Consider the following 24,605-nt stretch of genomic DNA (forward strand, 5'->3'; position numbering starts at 1 on the left):
TTTTACAATTTAATAACAGCGGCTTAGGGGGGACTCTTCCAATGATCGAATTGCTGAAACAGGTTACCCCAGAGATCAACCAAAGCAGAGGGAGAATTGATCGCGATCAGAACAAATGTAGACAAGATCCCAAGCGGGTGTTCATTTGTCGCACCGTGTGCTCTTCGTTTGCGGCCTATACCGCGCCACAGTTCACAACTCCCCTAGATCCCTACACGGATTCGCCTTGATTGCAGCGCGAGAATGGTAGCATCTGTACCTTGGTTGTAAATGTGATCACGCAATAGGAATATGTGATCACATAATTTAAAGCTTGATAAAACCCCAAAAGCTTGTTCAAAAATTTACATGAACTGAAGGAATATTATTATGAAAGCCCTCGACGGTATCAAAGTCCTCGATTTCACCCATGTTCAATCTGGCCCCACCTGCACACAGATGCTGGGCTGGTTCGGCGCAGATGTCCTAAAAGTAGAACGCCCCGGCATGGGGGATGCCACCCGCCAACAGCTGGTTGATGTGCCTGGTGCAGACAGTTTGTATTTTACGATGCTTAATCATAACAAACGCTCGATCGAGCTGAATTCCAAAGATGAAGTTGGCAAAAAGGTGCTGACACGCTTGATCGAGGAATGCGATGTCTTGGTGGAAAACTTTGCCCCTGGCGCATTGGATCGCATGGGGTTTTCATGGGAACGCATTCAGGAAATAAACCCGCGTATTATTCTGGCATCAATCAAAGGCTTCGGCCCAGGAAAATACCAAGACTGCAAGGTCTATGAAAACGTGGCCCAATGTGTCGGGGGCTCTGCCTCTACTACGGGATTTCGTGACGGGTTGCCCTTGGTAACCGCCGCTCAGGTCGGTGATAGCGGTACGGGGCTACATCTGTGCTTGGGCATCGTAACGGCGCTGTATCAACGCCAGACAACAAACCGCGGCCAGCGCGTATCGGCGGCAATGCAGGATTCGGTTCTAAACCTAGTGCGGGTGAAGCTGCGCGATCAACAACGCCTGCAAAAAGGCCCGCTTGTGGAATATTCACAGCACGGCGAGGGCATTCCCTTTGGCGATGCAACGCCGCGCGGGGGCAATGATTCCGGCGGTGGACAACCCGGACGTATATTAAAGTGCTTGGGTTGGGAGCAGGACCCCAACGCTTATACCTATTTTATTATTCAAGCGGCAATCTGGGACAAGGTTTGTGATGTAATCGGCGAGCCCAATTGGAAAACCGCCGATGGCTTTGCCAAGCCGGCGGATCGGCTGGACAAGCTAAACCTGATTTTTGAGCGCATAGAACAATGGACAATGACCAAAACCAAATTTGAGGTGATGGACATGTGCAACCCCCACGATATTCCGGTGGGGCCGATCTTATCAATGAAGGAAATCGCCGAGGACGACGGGCTGTACGCCTCTGGCACCTTGGTCAATGTGCCCCATCCAGAACGGGGCGAATACCTATCTGTTGGCTGCCCTATAAAATTGTCGGATAGCCCTGTCGAGGTTACGCGCTCGCCACTATTGGGCGAGCATACTACAGAAATCCTAGAGGATGTATTGGGATACTCTGGTGAAGAGCTGGCGCAGATCTTGGCATCAGGTGCGGTAGGGGCGGCAAAATGATTCGCACCCACAACCCGCCCTAGCCCCCATATTCCCGCCTCAACAACGCCAAACAACGCAACAGGGCGGTAATATGTCTGTTTTTGACTACTAGGAGCATTTAAATAGTGCCACCCTCAGAGGCGGGGCATCAGAGCACGCCCAAACGCATTTATGAATTCGGCCACGAAGGACAGCAAAAATGGCATATAAAACAGACATTGAAATCGCCCGCGAGGCCAACAAAAAACCGATCCAAGAAATTGGTAAAAAACTGGGTATCAGCGAGAAAGATTTGGTACCCTATGGCCATGATAAGGCCAAGATTTCCGCAGAGTTTATTGAACAATCCAAAAAGAATAAATCAGGCAAGCTGATCTTGGTCACTGCCATCAATCCGACACCGGCAGGCGAGGGTAAGACCACCACTACCGTCGGCTTGGGCGATGGGCTGAACCGCATTGGCAAAAATGCCATGATCTGTATCCGCGAGGCATCCCTTGGCCCGTGTTTTGGAATGAAGGGCGGTGCTGCGGGCGGCGGCATGGCACAGGTGGTGCCGATGGAGGACATGAACCTGCATTTCACCGGCGATTTTCATGCCATTACATCCGCGCATAATCTGCTATCGGCAATGATCGACAACCACATCTATTGGGGCAACGAGCTGGAAATTGACCAGCGTCGTGTAACATGGAAACGGGTAATGGACATGAACGACCGCGCATTGCGCGATATCGTAACCTCGCTGGGCGGCGTACCAAATGGCTTCCCACGTCAGGCAGGTTTTGACATCACCGTTGCTTCCGAGGTGATGGCGATTCTGTGCTTGGCGCTGGATTTGCAAGATCTGGAAAAACGTCTGGGTGATATCATCGTGGCCTATCGTCGTGATCGTACCCCCGTCTATTGCCGCGATATCAAGGCCGATGGAGCCATGACAGTCTTGCTAAAGGATGCGATGCAACCAAATCTGGTGCAAACGCTGGAAAACAACGCAGCCTTCGTGCATGGCGGCCCGTTTGCCAATATCGCCCATGGTTGTAATTCTGTTGTGGCCACCAAGACTGCGCTGAAACTGACAGATTACGTCGTTACCGAGGCTGGCTTTGGTGCTGATCTGGGTGCCGAGAAATTCATGAACATCAAATGTCGCAAGGCCGATCTGGCCCCCAGTGTCGTGGTCTTGGTGGCCACAGTGCGGGCGATGAAAATGAACGGCGGCGTAGCCAAGGCCGATCTGGGCACAGAAAATGTAGCTGCCGTGCGGGATGGTTGCCCAAATTTGGGCCGCCACATCGAGAACCTGAAATCATTTGGTGTGCCTGTGGTGGTCGCCATAAACCATTTCGTTACCGATACAGATGCCGAGGTAGATGCGATCAAGGAATTTGTTGCCGCACAGGGTTCCGAGGCAATTCTATCTAAACATTGGGAATTTGGTTCCGAAGGATCTGCTGATTTGGCCACACGGGTTGCGGAAATCGCTGATGCAGATATGGCCAACTTTGCGCCGATTTATCCTGATGATATGCGCCTGATGGAAAAAATAGAAACCATCGCCAAGCGTATCTACCGCGCCGACGAGGTGCTGGCGGACAAAAAGATCCGCAGCCAATTAAAGGATTGGGAAGAGCAGGGCTATGGTGATCTGCCGGTCTGTATGGCCAAAACCCAATATTCCTTCTCTACGGATCCAAACCTGCGCGGCGCGCCCACGGGGCATTCGCTGCCGATCCGCGAGGTGCGTCTAAGCGCTGGTGCTGGATTTATCGTTGTGGTTTGCGGGGAAATAATGACCATGCCCGGCCTGCCGCGCGTACCCTCATCCGAGGCAATTTGCCTGAACGCAGATAACCAAATCGACGGCTTGTTCTAACGCCATAGGTTTTTCAAAGAAAAGCGGCGCAATTACCCTGCGCCGCTTTTCCACCATCAGCCCCATGTGATGCAATCGCCGATAGCGTAACCAATGACGCCAACGCAAAATGGGCTTTAAAATGGTCGCATAAATCGTTATGCATCGACCTCTAATCCAAGGGGTAGTAACATGGCACAGAAATCCAAAACTGGTGATATTCGCTCAAAGGCGCTGGATTATCACGAGTATCCAAACCCAGGTAAGCTGGAAATCCGCCCAACCAAACCAATGGCCAATGGTCGCGATCTGTCGCGTGCCTATAGCCCCGGTGTAGCGGATGCTTGTATGGAAATTGCCGCCAACCCCGCCGATGCTGTGCGCTATACCGCCAAGGGCAATATGGTGGCTGTGATTTCTAATGGTACTGCGGTTTTGGGCTTGGGTGATATTGGTGCACTGGCTTCTAAACCAGTGATGGAAGGTAAGGCGGTTCTGTTCAAGAAATTCGCCGGTATCGATTGCTTTGATATCGAGGTGAACGAAACCGACCCTGTCAAACTTGCCAATATCGTAACCGCCCTAGAGCCTACATTTGGCGCGATTAACCTTGAGGATATCAAGGCCCCGGATTGCTTCATTGTCGAAGACCTGTGTCGCAAACAGATGAACATCCCCGTGTTCCATGATGATCAACACGGTACCGCAATTGTGGTTGCCGCTGCTGCCGTAAACGCAATGAAGCTAACGGGTAAATCATTTGACAAAATCAAGGTCGCATCGGCAGGTGGCGGGGCGGCTGGCATTGCCTGCCTAAACATGCTGGTAAACCTTGGGGTTCGGGTTGAAAATATCTGGCTGGCTGATCGTTCCGGTGTGATCCGCAAGGGCCGCTCTGAGCCAATGTCCCCCCAACAGGAAGTCTATGCCCAAGATACCGACCTAGAAAATCTGGCGGATATCGTCGAGGGTGCAGATCTGTTTCTAGGCCTATCTGGCCCCAATGTTCTGACGCCGGAAATGGTGAAATCCATGACACCTCAGCCGATCATTTTCGCGTTGGCAAACCCGACACCAGAAATTATGCCAGAAGAGGCCCGCAGGGTGGCCCCCGACGCCATTCTGGCCACCGGCCGCTCGGATATCCCGAACCAGGTGAACAATGTGCTGTGCTTCCCGTTTATTTTCCGCGGTGCATTGGATGTCGGGGCGACCGAAATTAACGAGGAGATGAAGGTTGCCTGTGCCAATGCCATTGCCGAATTGGCCCGCACCTACTCCACCGCTGAAACCGCCGCCGCATATGTGGATGAAAAGCTGATCTTTGGCCCAGAATATCTGATCCCCAAGGCCTTTGACCCGCGCCTGTTATCCGTTGTGGCGCTGGCCGTGGCGCGTACGGCCATGGAAACGGGTGTTGCCACCCGCCCTGTTGATCTGGATGCCTATGCGGCCAAACTGGATGCATCGATTAACAAAACCGCCATGATCATGCGCCCGGTGTTTAGTGCCGCGCGTACCTCGCATCGTCGCATTGTATATGCCGAGGGCGAGGACACGCGCGTGATCCGATCCGCCAATGCCATTATCGAAGAATCGGTGGATACGCCCATTCTGATTGGCCGCCCAGAGGTGATTGTGCACCGGTGCGAACAAATCGGCCTAACGATCAATCCGTTAGAGGTGTTTGATATCGTGAATCCCGAAAACGATCCGCGCTTCCACGAATATTGGACAAGCTACCATCGGCTAATGGAACGTGATGGCGTAACCCCTGATACAGCCAAGGCAATCCTGCGCACCAACACCACCGCCATCGGCGCGGTCATGGTGCACCGCGGCGAGGCAGACAGCCTGATCTGTGGCACATTTGGCCAATACAAATGGCATATGAAATACATCAACCAAATTCTGGGTCGTGATGGGCTTAGCCCAATTGGCGCACTCTCTGCGATGATCCTAGAGGACGGGCCCTTGTTCGTGGCAGATACCCACGTGAACAACGAGCCAGATGCGCAGAAAATTGTGGATATCGTCATTGCCGCCGCACGCCATGCGCGCCGCTTTGGGGTAGAGCCTAAAATCGCGCTGTGCTCTTCCTCGCAGTTTGGCAACCTAGACAGCAACACAGGCGTGAACATGCGCGCCGCGCTGAAAATTCTGGATACGATGGATTTGAATTTCGAATACGAGGGCGAAATGCACTCGGACACCGCTTTGGATCCCGCATTGCGCCAGCGCCTGTTCCCCAATGCGCGGATGAAGGCCAAGGCGAATGTTTTGATCTACGGCAATTCTGATGCATCCGGTGCCACGCGTAACATTCTGAAAGAAGTGTCCAGCGGGCTAGAGGTTGGGCCGATCTTGATGGGTATGGGCAACCGTGCCCATATTGTGACCCCCTCGGTCACCGCGCGCGGGCTGTTGAACACCACGGCATTGGCCGGCACATCAGTGGCCAGCTACGGCTAGGCTAGATCGGCTAGGAAATCCGCATGCTGATCTAGATAAATCTTCAGCCACGGGGTAAATTGCTGTGGTTGTTGGGCGATCAACGCTCTGATGTCATCTAGGCTGTGCCACGCAATGGCGTTCACCTCGTCTGGGTTCAGGGCATAGGCCTCTGGATCCGGCATCTCGCCCCAATAAATATCCACCACCTCGTGTTCGATCAGGCCACCGCCAACATCGGCGCGGTATTCTGCGGTTTTCACATAGGTGAGGGTGTCCTGAATGATCCCCAGCTCTTCTTGCAGGCGGCGCTGGGCGCAGGCCATGCTATCTTCTTGCCAATGGGGGTGGGTGCAACAGCTGTTGGCCCACATGCCCGGCGTGTGATATTTACCCAGCGCGCGCTGTTGTAGCAATATTTTGCCACCGTTGGTTAGGAAAACCGACACCGCCTTGTGCTTTACTCCTAGCTGATGCGCCTTTAGTTTTTCCATAGGAATCAATTGGTTATCTACCCAAACTGGTATCATTATATCCATAATTTCGCCCCAAGAAATATCTGCATACCTCAGATGCGCTATTCTAGGATAAATGACAAGCATTAGGGATGGATGTTTTGCATACAAAACCCTAATTTAATGGCGCAAATGAAAGGCAAAACCATGAGCACCATCACCGAAAATCACAAAACGCAGGCCTCTGACTGGTTTCGTACCATTCGCGATGAAATCTGCACGGCTTTTGAAGCGCTGGAAGATAGCCATACCACAGGGCCGCTATCAGATCGCGCGGCGGGGCGATTTGAGCTACGCGAGACACAGCGCGATGGTGGCGCTGGCGGCGGTGGGCTGATGTCTGTGATGCGTGGCGGGCGGCTGTTTGAGAAGGTGGGGGTGAATATATCCACCGTGCACGGCACCCTTTCGCCGATGATGATCAAGGCCATGGCCGCGCGCAAAGATATCCCCGGCCTTGCTGATAACCCAATTTTCTGGGCCTCGGGCATTTCGTTGGTGGCGCATATGAACAACCCCAAAACCCCTGCGGTGCATATGAACACCCGTATGTTCTGGACACCCGTTGCCCATTGGTTTGGCGGTGGTATGGATCTAAATCCGATGATCGAGTACCCAGAGGACACGGCGGCATTTCATAAGGTGCTGAACCAGTTCTGTGACAAGCATGACCCCGAATATTATCCTAAATTCAAGGCATGGGCGGATGAGTATTTTATGATCAAGCATTGGAACGAGCCGCGCGGTGTCGGCGGGATTTTCTATGATGATCTGAACAGCGGTAACTGGGATGCAGATTTTGCATTTACGCGTGATGTGGGCCGTGGGTTTCTTGATGCCTTTTTGCCCATCACCAACAAACGCCGCAGCGAGAGCTGGACAGATGCCGACCGCGAGACCCAGCTGATTAAGCGCGGCCGCTACGCAGAATTTAATCTGGTCTATGATCGCGGCACGCATTTTGGGTTGCAATCCGGCCATGATCCGGCGGCGGTCTTGATGTCTATGCCCCCCGAGGCCAAATGGCCCTAGCCCAGCGGCAGGCGCACGCTGAATTTGGCGCCTGTTTTGCTGCCCACCACCTCTAGGGTGCCGCCAAGGTTCTTTACAATCTCTTTGCTGATCGCCAGCCCAAGGCCCACGCCACTGCCGGCCTTGTTGCGCTGAAGTTGGGCAAATTTGTCAAAGATGCGCTCGCGATCCGCACGCGGGATGCCTGGGCCATTGTCATGGAATGTGATGCGGATATCGCCTTTGGCCCTGCGGCAATCGATATTCAGCACGGGCACATCTTTGTCTGAATATTTGATCGCGTTGGTGATCAGGTTGATAAACACCTGTGCCAGCCGATCCGAATCCGTATCAAACCGCGCGCCTAGGGCTGGGCCGGCCACATGGATTTCTGCGTTGGCCGCTTGGCTAATTTGCTGGGTGGCCTGTAGGGCGCGATCCATCACCCCGGTCACAGAATGGCGGCGCATGTTCAGTTGAACCTTGCCGCTTTCCAGAAAGCTGAGATCAAGGATTTCATCCAGCAGGCGGGTCAGGCGTTGGCTCTCTTCGTTAATCACGTTCGAGAAATGCTCTCGCTGGGCCTGATCCAAATTTTGCCCTGTGCGTAGAATTTCAGAAAAACTGCGGATCGAGGTCATGGGTGTACGCAACTCATGGCTGACTTGGCTTAGGAAGTCATCCTTCTGTGCGCTTAGCTCTGTTAGGCGGGTGTTCACCGCGCGCAATTCTTCCGCGGTTTTGGTGAGCTGTTTTGACTGCTCTTCCAATTGGGTGGAATATTCGATCACCTGCACGGTCTCATCGGCCACGGCGATCAAATCCTCTACCGATATATCCTTGCCGCCCACCGCTTGGCTGATCATGGTGTGGGCCGTCGCCGCACCAACAGACCCCGAGAATTCCTTCTCGAGCAATTCCATGAACTCAGTATCGATTTCCACATCGTGATCCAGCTGATCAAACAGGCGGGCAGCATGATTGCGCCCCAATATCCGCTGGGCCAGAATAAACAGATCATCGCGCGTGGCTGCCTGATTTAGGGTGCGCCGCCCTGACTGTTGACCATAGACATTGATGAACTGCAGCGCCTGTAGCTGTTCTAGCGGTCTGGGGGTGCTTAGCAGCGAGCATAGAACAAATACCACAGTATTGGCGGACATCGACCAAAACACCGCATGGATCAAGGGATCCGAAATATCTGTGCCAAACAGCGCCTGCGGGCGTAGAAATTCGATGCCCAGCGGCCCGTTATCCAGCACCGCCTGCGATAGGATGAAATCCCCGCCAAAGCTGGGCAAAAACAACGTATAGGCCCAGAGAAAAAACCCAACAGTAATCCCCGAAATCGCGCCAATGCGCGTGGCGTTTTGCCAGAACATCCCCCCCACCAGCGATGGCAATACCTGTGCAACCCCCAGAAAGGCTATCAACCCGATCGATGCCAACGCAGATGTGCCCCCCGTCAGGATGAAATAGAAATACCCAAGAGCCAAAATCCCCGCGATGCTGATCCTGCGTGATCGTAACAGCACGGTGCGGATATCGTCGCTCTGGGGGTTTTTGCGCTGTGATCGGTATAGCCACAGCGGCAAAACGATGTGGTTGGATACCATGGTGGATAGGGCAATGGCCGCCACAATCACCATGGATGTAGATGCGGAAAATCCGCCCAGAAATGCCAGCGCGGCTAGGCTTTCGCGGTTCTCGGCTAGCGGTATGGTCAAAACAAACAGATCAGGGTTTGATCCCTCGGGTAGAATATGCAGACCCGTTGCCGCAATGGGCAATACAAAAACACACATCAAAAATAGATACAGCGGGAACGCCCAGCTGGCGGTGGCCAGATGGCGCTCGGCGGTGTTTTCAACCACCATCACCTGAAACATCCGCGGTAGGCAGATGATCGCGGTGGCGGATAAAAACGTAAGCGTCACCCAGCGTGGAGCAAACAGACCCTGTTGCTGGGGGATGCGTTGCTCCATCAATGTCAGCGTGTTCGCCGGCCCATCCGATACCCCCCAGACCACAAATATCCCCACCGCCACAAGAGCCACTAATTTCACAATCGCCTCCATGGCGATGGCCGTGACCACGCCGTGGTGGCGCTCGTTTGCATCCAGATTGCGCGTGCCAAACACAATGATAAAGGCAGCCAACCCAAGCGCTATAAACAGCGCCGTAATCGCGGGGCCCGCCTCTGTTGGCCCTTCGGTAAATACAGCAAAACTTAGCGTCAGAGATTGCAGCTGAAGCGCAATATAAGGGGTTGAACCAAGCACCGCCAAAAGGGTGACAATCACCGCCAAAACATTGCTTTTGCCATAGCGCGAAGAGATCAGATCAGCGATTGATGTGATGCGCTGGGTTCGCCCAATGCGCACCAGTTTGCGCAAAAACCACCACCAGCCCACAAACACCAACGTTGGCCCCAGATAGATGGATAGAAATTCAAACCCGTTGCGCGCCGCTGACCCAACCGAGCCATAATATGTCCATGCGGTGCAATAAACCGATAGGGATAGCGTATATATTATAGGAGATTTCAGGATCCCCAAGCGCCCTTGTTTGGCGCGCCGCTCGGCCACGGCCGCCACGATAAACAACAGGATCACATAGACCAAACAAATGGTCGCAATCAGATTAAAGCTGAGCATCAGTCATCCGCCATCTGCGAGATCAACATGCGGGATACGAAAAATGCCCCCAAGATGAGCGCCGCCCATGCGCCAAAGACATAAACCAACAGCGCAAATATTGATGGGTTGGCTCCCTCGGTTGTAAAAATGTTGACCATCGGCGTTACCCAAAGGATCACACCAGCGATTGTCATACCAATTGAAATCTCGGATTTCTTGCGCGCATTGCGGCGATTTTCATCGCGCTTTTGGCTGGGGGTTATGGCGTTTTTCGCGCTCATGAATCCAGTAAATCCAGAACCGAGGCCACCAGTTCGTCATTCGAAAATGGCTTGGTCATGAATAAATCTACCCCCGCATCGATCGCCGCTTTGCGGTCCCTTTTCTGTCCCTTGGCGGTTAGCATCAATACGGGAAGCCTCTTAAGGCCTTGATTATTGCGAATATTTTCTAAAATCTCCATGCCGGATATATTGGGCAGCATGATGTCCAATATCACCAAATCGGGTGTGACCTGCTGAATAAATTCAATCGATCCTGCGCCATTGGCAAAGGATCGCACAGTAAGACCGGCGCGCTCTAAAAGAAATGTCAGCGCCTCTACGATGAAGGGTTCGTCTTCGATAATAGCTACGGACTTAGACACAGATTCCTCCCAAAATATGTGCAGTTTCAACCTAGCTGGATTTTGCCACAGGTCAAACGGTGTTTATTTATCTAGTAAATAGGCCGAGCGCCGAGCACTGCATTTTTGGCGTGGGCAGACCGCACATTGCATACCAACGGATAGCTGTGGTAGGGATTTCAACCCGTCAATCAGGGCGTAGTCGGCAGTGAACAACATAATGCTTTCAGATTGCGCCGGCATGCCGATCTGCGCCACTTCGGTTGGGTAGGAATAGCTAAGAGTAAACAGGCGCTCGCCGCTGGGCAGATCTATAAATGCGGCAATGGGCTGGGTGGGCTGCGAGGCGCTGCGGTAAATCGGCCATAGCGGACAGGCCCCTCCAAACCGTGGCAGCGCAAACACCGGTAATTGTTTGCGGTATAAAACCGCCCCAGACCCATCGCATTGCAACAGCCCAAACCGTGGCATATCCGGCGCCTGGGGCATATGGGCCAATCGAAACATCACCAAGGGCAACGCGACCCCCATGTCCGAGGCGATGCTAAGCGCATCGAAATGATGGGCCTGCGCTGTTTCCAAAAATGGTTGGATTGGCAGGGTGGTTGCCATATCCACATAGGATTGCAACGAGGCCTTGGTCTGGATCTGTAGGGCCGCGGGAACGGCCAGTTTTTCTACCATTTCGGCAACACTCTCGCGGCCTTGCTCCAGGGGCTCTAGGTAGAAATGATGCTGCTCTAGCAATGTATCAAATGGCGCGTTGTCGGGGCTGGCCACCTGCGCATCAGAGCTTGGCTCAAAATGATCCAAGACATCACTAGCGGTTTCAGACAGGCGTGCGCTTTCGGACAGAAGGTTTTGCAAAAACCGCTGAGATTGATCGCGCGGTATATCAGGCATGCTGGCCAAAATATCGGCGGTGGAATGAATGGCCGTGATGTTGGACAGCATCAAATGGATCGATTCGGCAAAGAAGGGGTCATTGTGCATTTGATCCGCTAATGCGGCAAAGTTTTCCTGCTGTTGTTCCTGTTGATCCTGTAGGCGCGCCACCAGCCGCGCAAAACCGGGGTAGCGGGCGGTAAACTCCTCGGTGCGCTCGGTTTCCGGCTTTAGGTGGCTGGCCGAAAGGGCGGCTTTCTTCACGCGATCCACCAACGCGCGATCCGATCCCTCTGACAGCAGGCTCTGATCAATTTCCAGTGCATTCGCCAACGATAGCAGGGTTTTCCCGGCGATTCCGCGGCGGTTGTGTTCGATCAGGTTTAGGTAGGATGCAGATATACCCGCAATACGTGCAAGATCCTTTTGGGTTAATCTCTTCGCGCGGCGTGCTTCGCGGATGCGGGTGCCTAAGAGAGTTCTGGCCATGGATATTTCTCCTGCAAAATCAAACATCTTGGGGTTATGTGTAAATTAATTTACATTATTGGGAATTGCAAATGATTAGAATTTACAAAAAAAGCGTTAATAAACAAGTAGTTGTTGAATAACTTTCATTTTGCCGTAGCGTAAAGAGGTCTATTGGACACTGGCGTATGTTGCGAGGAGGCAACCTGCGGACAGAACTAGGGAGGATATCTATGTCTAACTTTACACGACGTGGGCTTTTGAAAACCACTGCCATTGCTGGCGCCGGTTTGGCGATGCCTACATTGATCACAAGCCCTGTGGCGGCCTATACAAATGCCCCGACAGGCGGCTCGGTTACGCTGGGCTTTAATGTTCCACAAACTGGCCCATATGCGGACGAGGGTGCGGACGAGTTGCGCGCCTATCAATTGGCCGTTGAGCATCTGAATGGCGGCGGCGATGGCGGCATGATGAACACATTCTCATCCAAAGAGCTAAAGGGTAACGGTATCCTTGGCAAAAAGGTGGAATATGTAACAGGTGATACGCAAACCAAATCCGATGCAGCGCGTGCCTCTGCAAAATCCATGATTGAAAAAGACGGGGCAGTGATGATCACTGGTGGCTCTTCTTCTGGTGTGGCGATTGCGGTGCAGGGCCTATGCCAAGAAGCTGGCGTTATCTTTATGGCCGGTTTGACACACTCAAATGATACAACCGGTAAGGATAAGAAGGCCAATGGCTTCCGCCACTTCTTTAATGGTTACATGTCAGGTGCCGCCTTGGCACCGGTGCTAGAGGCACGTTACGGCAAAGACCGTAATGCCTATCACCTAACGGCTGATTACACATGGGGTTGGACACAGCAAGAATCGATTGCTGCTGCAACCGAGGCCAAGGGCTGGAATACCGTGAACAACGTGCTGACACCACTGGCCACCACAGACTTCTCGTCCTATGTGGCGCCTGTGTTGAACTCTGGTGCTGATGTTTTGGTGCTGAATCACTACGGCGGAAACATGATCAACTCGTTGACCTCTGCGGTTCAATTCGGCCTGCGTGACAAGGTTGTGAACAACAAGAACTTCGAAATCGTTGTTCCATTGTACTCTCGCCTAATGGCACGTGGTGCGGGTGAAAACGTCAAAGGAATCTTTGGCTCTACCAACTGGCACTGGTCGCTAACGGATGAAGGTACAAAGGCATTCGTTAAATCCTTTGGCGAGAAGTACGGCTTCCCACCTTCACAGGCGGCGCACACAACATACGTGCAAACCCTGCTATATGCGGATGCATGTGAGCGTGCCGGCACCTTTAACCCATGCGGCGTAGCCGAGGCTCTAGAGGGCTTCAAATTCGACGGCTTGGGCAATGGCCCAACCGAGTACCGCGCCGAAGATCACCAGTGCTTCAAGGATGTATTGGTGGTGAAGGGTAAAGAGAACCCAACCTCTGAATTTGATGTTCTGGAAGTTGTGGAAATCACCCCCCGAGCACAGGTTGAATACGCACCAGATCACCCAATGTTTGCGGGCGGTAATCTGGGCGCATGTAACTCGGGCGCATAATCAAATCTTTAAATCGCGGTCGTGGCGTTTTTGCGCCGCGACCTTGCACCGGATTGCACCGCGCAAATCCGAGGAAGACAAGGTATACGGGACATGGATGCACTCCTTCTACAAATTCTAAATGGTCTGGACAAAGGCAGCGCATACGCGTTGATCGCGCTGGGCCTTACGCTGATTTTCGGCACACTGGGGGTGGTGAATTTCGCCCATGGTGCGCTGTTTATGGTAGGGGCGTTTTGCGCCGTTACATTGCAACATATTATCGGGCTATCCAAAATAACAATCGATCCGACCAAGGTGGATTTTCTGGGTAATCCAGCCAAGGTTAAAACACCCTATGTGGTGGAATGGTTCGGCGAAAGCGCGGGTATGACCATTATAGATTGGGCGGTTCCTTTGGCGCTGCTGTTCTCAATACCCGTTATGTTGCTAATCGGCTATGCGATGGAACGTGGTCTGATTAAACATTTCTACAAACGTCCCCATGCAGACCAAATTTTGGTGACCTTTGGTCTGGCTATTGTAATTGGCGAAATCGTCAAAACCAATTTTGGCGCAACGGAAATTCAGGTGCCGGCACCGGATTCATTGGCGGGGGTTTCTGATATTGGGGCGATGTTTGGTATGGGGGCAGGGCAACTGGCCTATCCCACTTGGCGCATAGTTTACTTCTTCTTTGCACTTGGAATTATCGGAGCGATTTTTGCCTTTCTGCGGTTTACGACCTTTGGGATGGTTGTGCGTGCTGGCATGGCGGATCGCGAGACGGTGGGCCTGCTGGGTATTAATATCGATCGCCGTTTTACCATCATGTTTGCTATCGCGGCTGTGGTCGCGGGGCTGGCGGGGGTGATGTACACCCCGATCAAGCCACCCTCCTATGAATTGGGTATGCAATTCTTGGTTATCTCATTCGTGGTTGTTGTTGTGGGCGGCATGGGTTCTTTACCCGGCGCAGTCGCGGCAGGATTTATGCTGGGTATTCTAGAAAGTTTTGCTTCTATGAATGTGGTTAAATCCTTCTTCGAGGCGATCTACCTACCCTCAATCGACCAAATCATCATCTATCTAGTGGCCATTATCGTCTTGCTAACCAGACCACGCGGTTTGATGGGCAAAGCTGGCGTAATGGAGGAATAAATGAAATCTCTTGCAAAATCAGACAAGCGCACCCTGCTGTTTGTCATCTTTATCGCCATCGCGGCACCCTTCCTGTTGAATCCCTTCCCAGAAGGGTCAGCCATGGCGCAATTCAACGCGGGCTACCCCGATTTAATGCAACGCTTCGCATATTTCGGGGTGCTGGCCATTGGGTTTAACATCCTGTTTGGGCTAACGGGCTACCTGTCTTTTGGTCACGCGGCCTTTTTGGGTGTGGGGTCCTATTCCGCGGTTTGGATGTTCAAACTATTGGGCATGAATATCATACCAGGCCTGATCCTATCGGTTATCGTCGCGGGGATATTCTCGCTGTTGATCGGTTATATCAGCCTGCGCCGCTCTGGTATCTATTTCTCGATCCTAACACTGGCCTTTGCCCAGATGTCCTTTGCTATGGCCTATTCGGTGCTAACGCCGCTGACCAATGGCGAAACCGGCCTACAGGTGTATGCGGATGATCCACAGGTTTTCATGAATGAAAACTCAATAGCTGTGCCGCATCTGTTTGGGTTAAAGATGCAGGATACCTTTACGTTGGATATCGGACCTTGGGCGTTTCAGTTCAACATCGGCTACTATATCTGTGCGCTGTTTTTGATTGCGGCCTTTTATATGTCTTTGCGGATTTTCCGCTCGCCTTTCGGGTTGATGTTGCGCGCGATTAAAACCAACCAAACGCGTCTGAACTATACGGGGATCAATACACGGCCCTATACGTTGGCGGCCTTTGTTATTTCTGGCATGTATGCTGGTTTGGCCGGTGGTTTGATGGCCTCTATGGATCCTTTGGCCGGTGCCGAACGGATGCAATGGACAGCATCGGGCGAGATCGTATTAATGACAATCCTTGGCGGCGCTGGTACGCTTATCGGGCCAGTGCTGGGCGCGGGCTTCATCAAATATTTCGAGAATATTTTCTCAAAGATCAATGAAACCGTTCTGCACGGCTGGTTTGCATTCCTGCCTGATGGTTTGGAAAACGCCATTGTCTGGGTGTTGCATTTTTTCGTGGGCAAGGGCTGGCACCTAACGCTTGGCCTGTTGTTCATGGCGATTGTTATCTTCTTGCCGGGTGGCCTGATGGAGGGCGCGCAACGCATCGGCAATTGGTGGAAAAACCGCCGCGCAAAAGGGAAAACCTCTTCTGCCAAAACGACACCTGCAGAATAGGAGCGGCAGATGGGAATTCTAGAAGTAAATAACGTAAACAAGAGCTTTGGCGGGCTGAAGGCCCTCCAGAATGTGAACTTGGATATCGAAGAAGGCAAAATCCACGCCATCATCGGCCCTAACGGTGCGGGTAAATCAACCCTGTTAAACTGTTTCGTGGGCAAACTGGTGCCCGATACAGGGACGGTCATGTTCAATGGCCAATCCCTGTTGGGGATTAAACCCCACGAGATCAATCAGGTGGGGGTTAGCCGCGTGTTTCAGACGCCGGAAATTTTTTCTGAATTGTCGGTGTTTGAAAACGTGATGATCCCCTGTTTTGCCAAACGAGATGGGGCCTTTACCCTGAATGCATTAAATCGTGTGCACTCTGAACAGGATATCCGTGAACGCGCCGAGGAAATGCTGGTGGATGTTAACCTGATCGACAAGCGGGATATGATCGCATCTTCCATGTCTCGCGGTGATAAACGTCGCCTTGAAATGGCGATGTGCCTGTCTCAGCAACCAAAACTGCTGTTGCTAGACGAGCCCACCGCCGGCATGGCACGGGCCGATACAGAAAGCACAATCGAACTGTTGAAAACCATTCAAGAGCGGCTGAAAATCACCATGGCAATTATCGAACATGACATGGGCGTGGTGTTTTCGCTGGCGCAAAAAATATCGGTTCTGGCACAGGGCACCGTGATCGTCGAAGATCTGCCCGAAAACATCAAAGGCCACCCTAAGGTAAAAGAAGCATACCTTGGCGAAGCACAAGTATAAGGCGGATAAGATGACAAATACTTCTGACAACAAAGAACCCTCAAAACCGGTCTACTTTTCTGCCCATGACATCCACGCCTACTATGGCGAGAGCTATATCGTGCAGGGCGTATCGATCAATGTGCACGAAGGCGAAATTCTGGCCTTGCTTGGGCGAAATGGGGCGGGCAAAACATCCACCCTACGCGCGCTGGCACGCCTTGATGATCCGGCGGTGCATCGCGGTGAAATCTGGCTGGACCATCAGCCGCTGCACCACATGAAGGCCTATCAGGCGGCACAGGCGGGCATAGCATTGGTACCCGAGGATCGCCGCATCATTCAGGGCCTAACCGTGGAAGAGAACCTGCAATTGGCCCAGATTGAAAAACCCATCGGTTGGACAATTGAACGCATCTACGAACTGTTCCCGCGTCTGGGCGAGCGGCGCAAACAAGAGGGCACAACCCTCTCTGGCGGTGAGCAACAGATGCTGGCAATCGGGCGCGCCTTGGCGCGCGACATCAAATTGTTGTTGCTGGATGAACCCTACGAGGGTCTAGCGCCCGTGATCGTTCAGGAAATCGAAAAGACCCTGAAACTGATCCGCGAGCAAGGCATCACCACCATTATCGTGGAACAAAACGCGGTGGCGGCCCTAAAGTTGGCAGACCGCGCGGTTATTCTGGATACCGGCGGGGTGGTGTTTGATGGCACCGCCAAAGAGGTGCTGGATAACGAACAGCTGCGCCACGAATATTTGGCGATCTAGTACGAGGATCTGGAGGGGGCTAATCTACAGCCCCACCACCAAAGCTATTCCCATGGGAATAGTCGCAAGGCTCCTCTTGCGCCTGTAGGTGCAAACCCGTGCCAAGGTACGGGTTTGCCCGCGCCAGATCTTCATTGAATGTAATGCCCAGCCCCGGTTCTTGGGGCGCTAGGATATAGCCATCTTCCCATGTGATGGACTGATGGATCAAATCCCCCCAAAATCCGCCACCGGTTTTGATGGTCTCGACCATCAATAGATTGGGGATGTTCACGGCCAATTGAATGTTGGCGGCCCATTCTACCGCGCCCGCATACAAATGCGGGGCCACCTGGGCATTATGCGCCTCGGCGATGGCGGCGATTTTCTTACCCTCTAAAATTCCGCCAGAACGCCCCAGAGCGGGTTGCACGATACTGGCAGCACCGGCGCGCAACACTTCACCAAATTCGGCCTTGGTGGTCAGACGCTCGCCCGTGGCCACAGGGATGCGCACCGCGCGCGCCACGCGCGCCATCTCGCTTACATTATCTGGCGGGATTGGCTCTTCATACCACAGGGGATCAAATCCCTCGATAGCACGCCCAAGGCGAATAGCCCCGCCCGTGCTGAATTGCCCATGGGTGCCAAACAATAGATCAGCGCGGTTGCCCACCGCCGCGCGAATGGCATTTCCCACGCGTACCGATGCATCGATATCGCGCATGGATGGCATATGCCCCGCGCGCACCGTATAGGGGCCAGCGGGGTCAAATTTAACAGCCGTGAAACCCTGATCCACTAGGGCCAATGCGGCCTCGGCCTGCATATCGGGATCCGTCCAGAATGTATCGAGATCATGATGGGGCAGTGGATAAATGTAGCTATAGCTGCGCACCCGCTCATTGATCGCCCCCCCCAGCAATGCATAGACAGGGCGGTTATGGGCCTTGCCCAGTATATCCCAGCAGGCGATCTCTAGCCCAGAAAACGCCCCCATTACGGTTAGATCGGGGCGCTGGGTAAAGCCGCTGGAATAGGCGCGGCGAAACATTAGCTCTGTGTTTTCAGGGGTTTCATTCAGCATATGGCGCTGGAATACATCGCGGATCACAGCTATCATCGCATCCGGCCCTACAGATGCGGCATACACTTCGCCATAGCCCGTAATTCCGCAAGCGGTGGTAAGCTTGACGAATATGAAATAGCGCCCGCCCCAGTTAGGCGGCTGATTGCCCACCACAAAAATTTCCAGATCGCATAGCTTCATTTTTGCTCTTTCCTAGTCGAACACAATGACGTTGCGCTTGGCGTTGCCGGATTTGGTATCGGCAATAGCCTCGTTTATCTGATCCAAAGAATAGCGGTTTGAAATCAGCTCGTCCAATTTCAGCGCGCCCCTTTGGTATAGATCCAGCAACATGGGGATGTCGCGCGCCAGAACCGTCTCGCCCATTTTGGATCCGCGGATCGCTTGGCTGGCGGACGCTAGGTTCACAGGCTGGTAGCTGGCCTTGGCGCCAACGGGTGGCATGCCAACTATGATCACCTCGCCGCGCGGGGCCAATAGATCGGGGGCGATGTTAAACGCGCTGATCGCGCCTACGGTTACAAATACAAAGTCAGCACCAATGCCGGTTAGGGCCATGACCCGAGCAACAAGCGTGCCATCCGAAATCAAACAGTCGGTCGCGCCAAAATCGCGGGCAACATCCAGTTTGTCGTGGGATAGATCCACCGCAATTATCTGTTCCGCCCCGTTCAGGGCCGCCCCTTGAATGGTGTTCAGCCCCACACCGCCGGCGCCGATTACCACCACCCTTGCCTTGCGCGGCATACGCGCGGAATTGGTCACCGCCCCAAATCCAGTGATCACGCCACAGGATAATAGGCTGGCCACATCCATATCCATTTGGGCAGGCACAGCCATGATCTGACTTTGATCCACAACAATCTCTTGGGCAAATGCCCCAATGGCCATGCCATGTTCCAGCTGTTTGCCGGCCGCATCGCGCAACGGGCTTTGGGCCATGCGATCATAGGGCTTGGAACAACTGGTCGGGTGATCTGCCATGCAATGCCCACAGGTACCACAAGAGCGCATCAGCGTGGCAATCACATGATCACCGATCGCACAATCGCTAACCCCCTCGCCCAGCGCAATCACACGCCCCGCGGCCTCGTGCCCATAAACAGCAGGCAGATCACCGCCAAAGGTGCCATCGATAAAGGCAATATCAGAATGGCAAATGGCACAGGCATCGACCCTGATATGCACCTGCCCGGCGCTGGGCGGGGCCAGGGTGACCTCTTCGATCTGAAGAGGCTGGCCAAAGGATCGGCAAACAGCTGCTTTCATTGGGATTCCAGTTCAGAGGGTGTGGTTTCAATTAGATTGGGCAGATCTGCCATTGATGTGAACAGCCGCTGGCACAGTGGGCGCATCCTTTCGGCGGGTGTTTCACGGATGAACCCGAAACAGGGAATGCCCGCGCGCTGGGCGGCCAAGGCCCCGCTGGGGCTGTCCTCGATTACCAAACAATCGCTGGGATCAACATTAAATTGGCGCGCGGCATGTAGGAAAAGATCAGGCCGCGGCTTGGGCATGCCCAGCGAATGCGCGGAATAGAGCGCCTGCTGAAAATGGGGCAACAGCTGGGTGCGGCCCAGCGATATGCGCATCTGTTCCAGGCTGCCGTTCGAGGCCACGCAGAGGGGCAGCCCTGCACCCTTGACCCAATTAATCACGTCAAAAATATGTGGGATTGGCTGAACCTTTTGCGCCAGTGCTTGATAGATCTGGCCATAGATTTCATCAACCCAGCCGCGCGGTAAATCGGCCCCCATGTCACGCGCCACCTCGCCAATCATCGCCATGGTTTTGCCGGTGAAATGGGCCATACAGGCGCGAGGCGTTAGGGTCAGACCATGCCTGTGTAAATTCTGGGAAATGGCGGTGTTGGAAATAAGCTCACTGTCTACCAGCACACCATCGCAATCAAAAATAATCAGTTTGGGCGTCATGGGCAACTTCTCTGCGATGGAGTGATGGCGAAGGATTGTCGCGGGGTCGTTCAGGCTAGGCTAAATCCACCTTGGCATAAAAACTGCCACTCAGCGACAAAAATGTCGCAATTCTGCTGGGAGGTTTTGTATTTGAATCCTAGCGCTTGGCGCGGGCGGTGTGGGGGATTGATGCTTGGTTTATTCGTGCTGCAAAACGCACAATCTCATCGGGGATTTCTGCGGGCCAGTTTTTGTGAATCATCACCTGTTTATCATCATGGATAAAGGCCATCAGCAGGGCCTCGCCAACAATCTTGCTGGGCAGATCATTTGGCACCTTGCCAAGCTGCGAGAGATGCATGCCCAGCGTTATGCCACATACCGGCCCATCACCCGAAATATCTAGCGGCTGGCGTTTGCCATCTGCAAAATTCAAAACCTCGAGCAGGGCGCCAAAGCCATCGCGCTGATGTTCGATCAAATAAACGGTGGATTTTGCCGCCGCCTGCGCCAAATCCCACGAATAGCCCGCCCCAAAGGCGGCCTGTTGCGCAACATTGATTATGTTAGATCGAGATAGCATTTTTAGCCCTTTAAAGTGTTATACGGCTCGACTTGAATGTGAATAATCTAAAATAGCGATGTAAAAATACTAACGGCTTTGGACAAGTAAAAGCAACTTAAATTCATATACAATTCTACCAATGGTAGAAATTTCTATAATTACCTCGCGTAAATTTTCCACTAGACGGTCATATAATTCATTGTACAGTTCCAACATGCATAAATCGGAGGCGGCTGTAATCTTTGGATCGTTCAAATGTTTGGGGATTTTCTCCACGGTTTTCCAAACCTGATGCGCATCTTTTCGGATAAAAACCGCGCGCCTCATTTGGGGCCTTATCCGCTGGAACGCTTGGCGCGCCGCAGTGATGCGCCTGATTTGTCAGATGTATCTGCGCCCGCGCCCCTTAGCTTTGATCTGGGCCAGCCCCAGCAATCCATCACCCACGCCATGCGCGACTATCAGGCCATGATGGATGCAATCCGCACCGGGCTGATCAATAAGGGCCGCAGCGAAATCCCCAATGATCCGATAGAGCGCGCCCAACACTTTAAATCATTTGCCTATTTTCAGGATGTATCGATGGTGGGGATCGCCTGCATGACGCACGAATGCAGGCTGGATCAACCACTGAAAAATCCGGATGTCGCGGCCCTAGCGCAGGATCTACAGACCAAACAAACCAAGACATTTGCCGCCGGAATGGATGTGATCATGGCAGAGCTGAAAGATGCGGTGTCTGCCCCGCCCACCGGCATTGACGCCCATAGCCATGCTTTGGTTTTCCTGCATGAATACCCCCGTGATCCTGCATCTGACGAGGTGGGCGCCGCGTGGATTCAAAACGCCCAGCCCCACCGCGCGGCCTTGCTGGGCGCAGAGGTCGCCAATGTGGTGGCAAACTATATCCGCCTGTTAGGGCATGATGCCCGCGCACATTCCGCCACCGCATCCGAGGTAAATGTGAACCGGCTGGCCGTTTTGGCAGGGCTGGCCACATGGCAAGACGGCGCATTGCATAACCCCTATCTGGGCACTGGTTTTGGAATTTCCGTGGTGACCACCACACTGGATATGGCCGCCGATCTGCCCCTTGCGGCTATGGCTGATCAACCGCGGCGCGCCAGCCACGGATTGGCATGGAAAATCGGCAAGGGTTCGGTGAAGTCGGCGCTAAATAGCGACCCGTTCAAGAAGCGCCGCTTTGTCGATGGCCCATATCCATTCGAGAAGATCAAACGCGTTGATACCCCCACCACGCTGATCGACGAACCTAATATCCCCCGCGTGCCCAAACGTGCCGATCTGTTCGCCCGCGCCCAGTTTGGCGATCTGGGACCGGCGGTGGCGGATGGTGCGCGCAATGGGCATTATGTGCGCAAAACCGCCCCCTCTAGCGCCCAAAGAAAACCCATGAGCGCATTTGTCTTGTTGCAAAACAAAGAGCGGGCATCCCACATTGATGACAGCGCAACCGATCCCCAAATCAATGCCGATAACATCAAGGCTACATCCTATTTTCTTGGCCTAGATGCAGTAGGTATTTCACGCGCCCCTGAATGGGCATTCTACTCGCATGATGCCACGGGCACACCCATTGAAACCACCCATACCAACGCCATTTCAATGATCGTGGATCAGCGCTTTGATACGATGGATGGGTCATCTGGGGATGATTGGATCTCTGTGGCGCTGTCTATGCGGGCCTACCTGCGGTTTTCGTTGCTGGGTGGGGTGATTGCCGAACAAATCCGCGCGCTGGGCTATAGCGCCAAGGCCCATACCGCCACCGATAGCGATGTGATCCAGCCCCCCCTGTTGTTGCTGGCAGGGTTGGGCGAGGTCAGCCGCATTGGCGAGGTGATCCTAAATCCGTTTCTGGGGCCGCGCCTGAAATCCGGTGTGATCACCACCGATATGCCGCTGGCCCATGACAAGCCCATTGATTTCGGCATGCAGAATTTCTGCAACTCTTGCAACAAATGCGCGCGGGAATGCCCATCGGGGGCGATCACCGCAGGGCCAAAGAAAATGTTCAATGGCTATGAAATCTGGAAATCAGACAGCCAGCGCTGTGCCACCTATCGCATTACGTCACCTGATGGGGCTATGTGCGGGCGCTGTATGAAAACATGCCCATGGAACCTAGAGGGCCTGTTCGCCGAGGCACCCTTTCGCTGGGCGGCAACTCATATTCCCAAGGCCGCACCCCTGCTGGCGCGCCTAGATGATCGGCTGGGCAATGGCGGGTTAAATCCTGCGAAGAAGTGGTGGTGGGATTTGGAAATCCAAGAAGACGAAGGATTTCGCCCCACGCAAAACGGCACCCATCAGCGGGATCTACAGGTGGATTTGAAAATCGACCCCGCCGAGCAAACACTGGCCGTTTACCCCGCTGACCAAGCCCCCCCACCGTGGCCTTTCCCGTTTCCGATGGATCGCGAACAGGGTATTCAAGCCTATCAAGAGCTGTTGTCCCCAGAGGAGTACCGCACCCACAGCGATGCGGGGACGCTGGATCAACATTTGCATAAATACACGCTACCAACGGATAGCCCCGCATTGCAAACACGCCTAAGCCGCGTAACAGAGCTAACCCCAAATATCAGCCTGTATGATTTTACACTGGAAAATGGCGCTGACCTACCGGAGTGGACGGCGGGTGCACATATTGATGTGGTGATTGCCCCAGGGTTCATCCGCCAGTATTCGCTGTGTGGTGATCCAGCGGATCGCAGCAGATACCAAATCGCCGTTCTGCGCGAAGATGCGGGCAAGGGCGGATCAAAGCTGTTGCATAAGATATTCACGCTAGGGCGGCGGGTGTTTATCTCGAAACCGATCAACCATTTCCCACTGGTGACGCCCGCGGCGCAATCCATTTTGATGGGCGGAGGCATTGGCATTACGCCGATGATCGCCATGGCCCATCAGGCCCATGCCTTGGGTCTAGAATTTCAGCTTCACTACTGTTGCAGTCGCAAGATGGATGCAGGGTTTGGCGATATATTGGCGCAAATGCCATGGGCAGATCGCGTTACATATCATTTCAGCGATACCGGCACGCGTGCAGATCTGTCCGCCATAATGCGCCGCAATCCGGTAAACACCCATCTGTATACCTGTGGCCCTGATCGATTTATGGATGCGGTGATGGATGCGGGCGCGCAGGCTGGCCTGCCTGATGACCACCGCCATTTGGAATATTTCAGCGCCCCAGAGGCGCCCGAATATGAAAACCACCCCTTTGTGGTACAGCTGGCCAACAGCGGCCAAACCTTTGATATCCCTGCGGATCAAAGCATAACAGAGGTGCTTGCCGCGCATAATATCCCCGTGAATACCAAATGTTCCGATGGCATTTGCGGCGTGTGCAAATGCGGCTACTCTGGCGGTGATATCGAACACCGCGATTTCGTATTGTCTAACAAACAGCGCGAGACAGCCATGATCCCCTGCCAGTCGCGTGCGGCAACGATAGGGGCCAAGATCACTCTTGATCTCTAATAATTAACAATGAATACTTCTCTTTCGACACATTCGGCCTTAAATAAAGGTCTGCAGCCAATAACCC

At 53.5% G+C, this 24,605-nt stretch carries 19 protein-coding genes; 10 read left to right on the plus strand and 9 right to left on the minus strand.

The genetic code is table 11. The features are described 5' to 3' along the window. Positions 1-369 precede the first annotated feature (369 nt). From frc to QQL62_RS09460, 3 genes are all read left to right on the plus strand, one after another. Positions 370-1,629, plus strand: coding sequence for a formyl-CoA transferase (gene frc, locus QQL62_RS09450; protein WP_284378215.1), 1,260 nt, complete (start codon positions 370-372; stop codon positions 1,627-1,629). A gap of 181 nt (positions 1,630-1,810) precedes the next feature. Next, positions 1,811-3,487 carry a formate--tetrahydrofolate ligase gene (locus QQL62_RS09455; RefSeq protein WP_284378217.1) on the plus strand — a complete coding sequence of 559 codons (1,677 nt, stop codon included), beginning with the start codon at positions 1,811-1,813 and terminating at the stop codon, positions 3,485-3,487. A gap of 171 nt (positions 3,488-3,658) precedes the next feature. Further along, positions 3,659-5,938 (plus strand): NADP-dependent malic enzyme, encoded by a 2,280-nt coding sequence (locus QQL62_RS09460; RefSeq protein WP_284378220.1) that lies wholly within the window; start codon positions 3,659-3,661, stop codon positions 5,936-5,938. Here the strand turns inward: QQL62_RS09460 and idi are convergent. Further along, complete coding sequence (idi, locus tag QQL62_RS09465) at positions 5,935-6,456, minus strand: isopentenyl-diphosphate Delta-isomerase (protein ID WP_284378222.1); 522 nt, start codon at positions 6,454-6,456, stop codon at positions 5,935-5,937. The two genes, QQL62_RS09460 and idi, sit on opposite strands and share 4 nt — an antisense overlap. Before the next feature lie 123 nt (positions 6,457-6,579). Between idi and hemF the strand changes: the two genes are divergently transcribed. Beyond that, complete coding sequence (gene hemF / locus QQL62_RS09470; protein WP_284378223.1) at positions 6,580-7,464, plus strand: oxygen-dependent coproporphyrinogen oxidase; 885 nt, start codon at positions 6,580-6,582, stop codon at positions 7,462-7,464. On the opposite strand, the gene QQL62_RS09475 is transcribed toward hemF, so the two are convergent. From QQL62_RS09475 to QQL62_RS09490, 4 genes are all read right to left on the minus strand, one after another. After that, a complete protein-coding gene (locus QQL62_RS09475) occupies positions 7,461-10,100 on the minus strand; it encodes a sensor histidine kinase (RefSeq protein ID WP_284378225.1) in 2,640 nt (879 codons plus the stop codon). The two genes, hemF and QQL62_RS09475, sit on opposite strands and share 4 nt — an antisense overlap. Beyond that, positions 10,100-10,363, minus strand: a complete 264-nt coding sequence (locus tag QQL62_RS09480; RefSeq protein ID WP_284378227.1) for a hypothetical protein — start codon at positions 10,361-10,363, stop codon at positions 10,100-10,102. Before QQL62_RS09480 ends, QQL62_RS09475 begins: the two co-directional genes overlap by 1 nt. Continuing rightward, positions 10,360-10,728, minus strand: coding sequence for a response regulator transcription factor (locus tag QQL62_RS09485; RefSeq protein WP_284378231.1), 369 nt, complete (start codon positions 10,726-10,728; stop codon positions 10,360-10,362). The genes QQL62_RS09480 and QQL62_RS09485 overlap by 4 nt, the downstream gene beginning before the upstream one ends. 63 nt (positions 10,729-10,791) lie before the next feature. Beyond that, positions 10,792-12,081, minus strand: coding sequence for a short-chain fatty acyl-CoA regulator family protein (locus tag QQL62_RS09490; RefSeq protein ID WP_284378233.1), 1,290 nt, complete (start codon positions 12,079-12,081; stop codon positions 10,792-10,794). Between the two features lie 212 nt (positions 12,082-12,293). Here QQL62_RS09490 and QQL62_RS09495 point away from each other — a divergent pair, with 212 nt between their 5' ends. From QQL62_RS09495 to QQL62_RS09515, 5 genes are all read left to right on the plus strand, one after another. Further along, a complete protein-coding gene (locus QQL62_RS09495) occupies positions 12,294-13,631 on the plus strand; it encodes a substrate-binding protein (protein ID WP_431355758.1) in 1,338 nt (445 codons plus the stop codon). A gap of 93 nt (positions 13,632-13,724) precedes the next feature. Beyond that, the gene (locus QQL62_RS09500; protein ID WP_284378236.1) at positions 13,725-14,771 is read left to right on the plus strand and encodes a branched-chain amino acid ABC transporter permease; all 1,047 of its coding nucleotides are present in this window, start codon (positions 13,725-13,727) and stop codon (positions 14,769-14,771) included. Next, the gene (locus QQL62_RS09505) at positions 14,772-15,962 is read left to right on the plus strand and encodes a branched-chain amino acid ABC transporter permease (RefSeq protein ID WP_284378238.1); all 1,191 of its coding nucleotides are present in this window, start codon (positions 14,772-14,774) and stop codon (positions 15,960-15,962) included. 9 nt (positions 15,963-15,971) lie between these two features. Next, positions 15,972-16,730, plus strand: a complete 759-nt coding sequence (locus QQL62_RS09510) for an ABC transporter ATP-binding protein (RefSeq protein ID WP_284378242.1) — start codon at positions 15,972-15,974, stop codon at positions 16,728-16,730. A gap of 10 nt (positions 16,731-16,740) precedes the next feature. Next, a complete protein-coding gene (locus tag QQL62_RS09515; RefSeq protein WP_284378244.1) occupies positions 16,741-17,481 on the plus strand; it encodes an ABC transporter ATP-binding protein in 741 nt (246 codons plus the stop codon). 19 nt (positions 17,482-17,500) lie between these two features. On the opposite strand, the gene QQL62_RS09520 is transcribed toward QQL62_RS09515, so the two are convergent. From QQL62_RS09520 to QQL62_RS09535, 4 genes are all read right to left on the minus strand, one after another. Then, positions 17,501-18,730: a mandelate racemase/muconate lactonizing enzyme family protein gene (locus QQL62_RS09520; RefSeq protein WP_284378246.1), complete on the minus strand. Its 1,230-nt coding sequence runs from the start codon at positions 18,728-18,730 to the stop codon at positions 17,501-17,503. Between the two features lie 12 nt (positions 18,731-18,742). Further along, positions 18,743-19,819 carry a zinc-binding dehydrogenase gene (locus QQL62_RS09525; RefSeq protein ID WP_284378249.1) on the minus strand — a complete coding sequence of 359 codons (1,077 nt, stop codon included), beginning with the start codon at positions 19,817-19,819 and terminating at the stop codon, positions 18,743-18,745. Then, on the minus strand, positions 19,816-20,484 hold the full coding sequence (locus QQL62_RS09530; RefSeq protein WP_284378252.1) for an HAD family hydrolase: 669 nt from the start codon (positions 20,482-20,484) through the stop codon (positions 19,816-19,818). Before QQL62_RS09530 ends, QQL62_RS09525 begins: the two co-directional genes overlap by 4 nt. 139 nt (positions 20,485-20,623) lie before the next feature. Next, on the minus strand, positions 20,624-21,049 hold the full coding sequence (locus QQL62_RS09535; protein ID WP_284378254.1) for a DUF3726 domain-containing protein: 426 nt from the start codon (positions 21,047-21,049) through the stop codon (positions 20,624-20,626). A gap of 237 nt (positions 21,050-21,286) precedes the next feature. On the opposite strand from QQL62_RS09535, the gene QQL62_RS09540 reads away from it, so the two are divergent. Then, positions 21,287-24,538: a 4Fe-4S dicluster domain-containing protein gene (locus tag QQL62_RS09540; RefSeq protein WP_284378256.1), complete on the plus strand. Its 3,252-nt coding sequence runs from the start codon at positions 21,287-21,289 to the stop codon at positions 24,536-24,538. The last annotated feature ends 67 nt before the right edge of the window (positions 24,539-24,605 follow it).

Origin of the sequence: Amylibacter marinus (genome assembly GCF_030160015.1) — a bacterium.
Taxonomy (GTDB): Bacteria; Pseudomonadota; Alphaproteobacteria; order Rhodobacterales; family Rhodobacteraceae; genus Amylibacter; species Amylibacter marinus.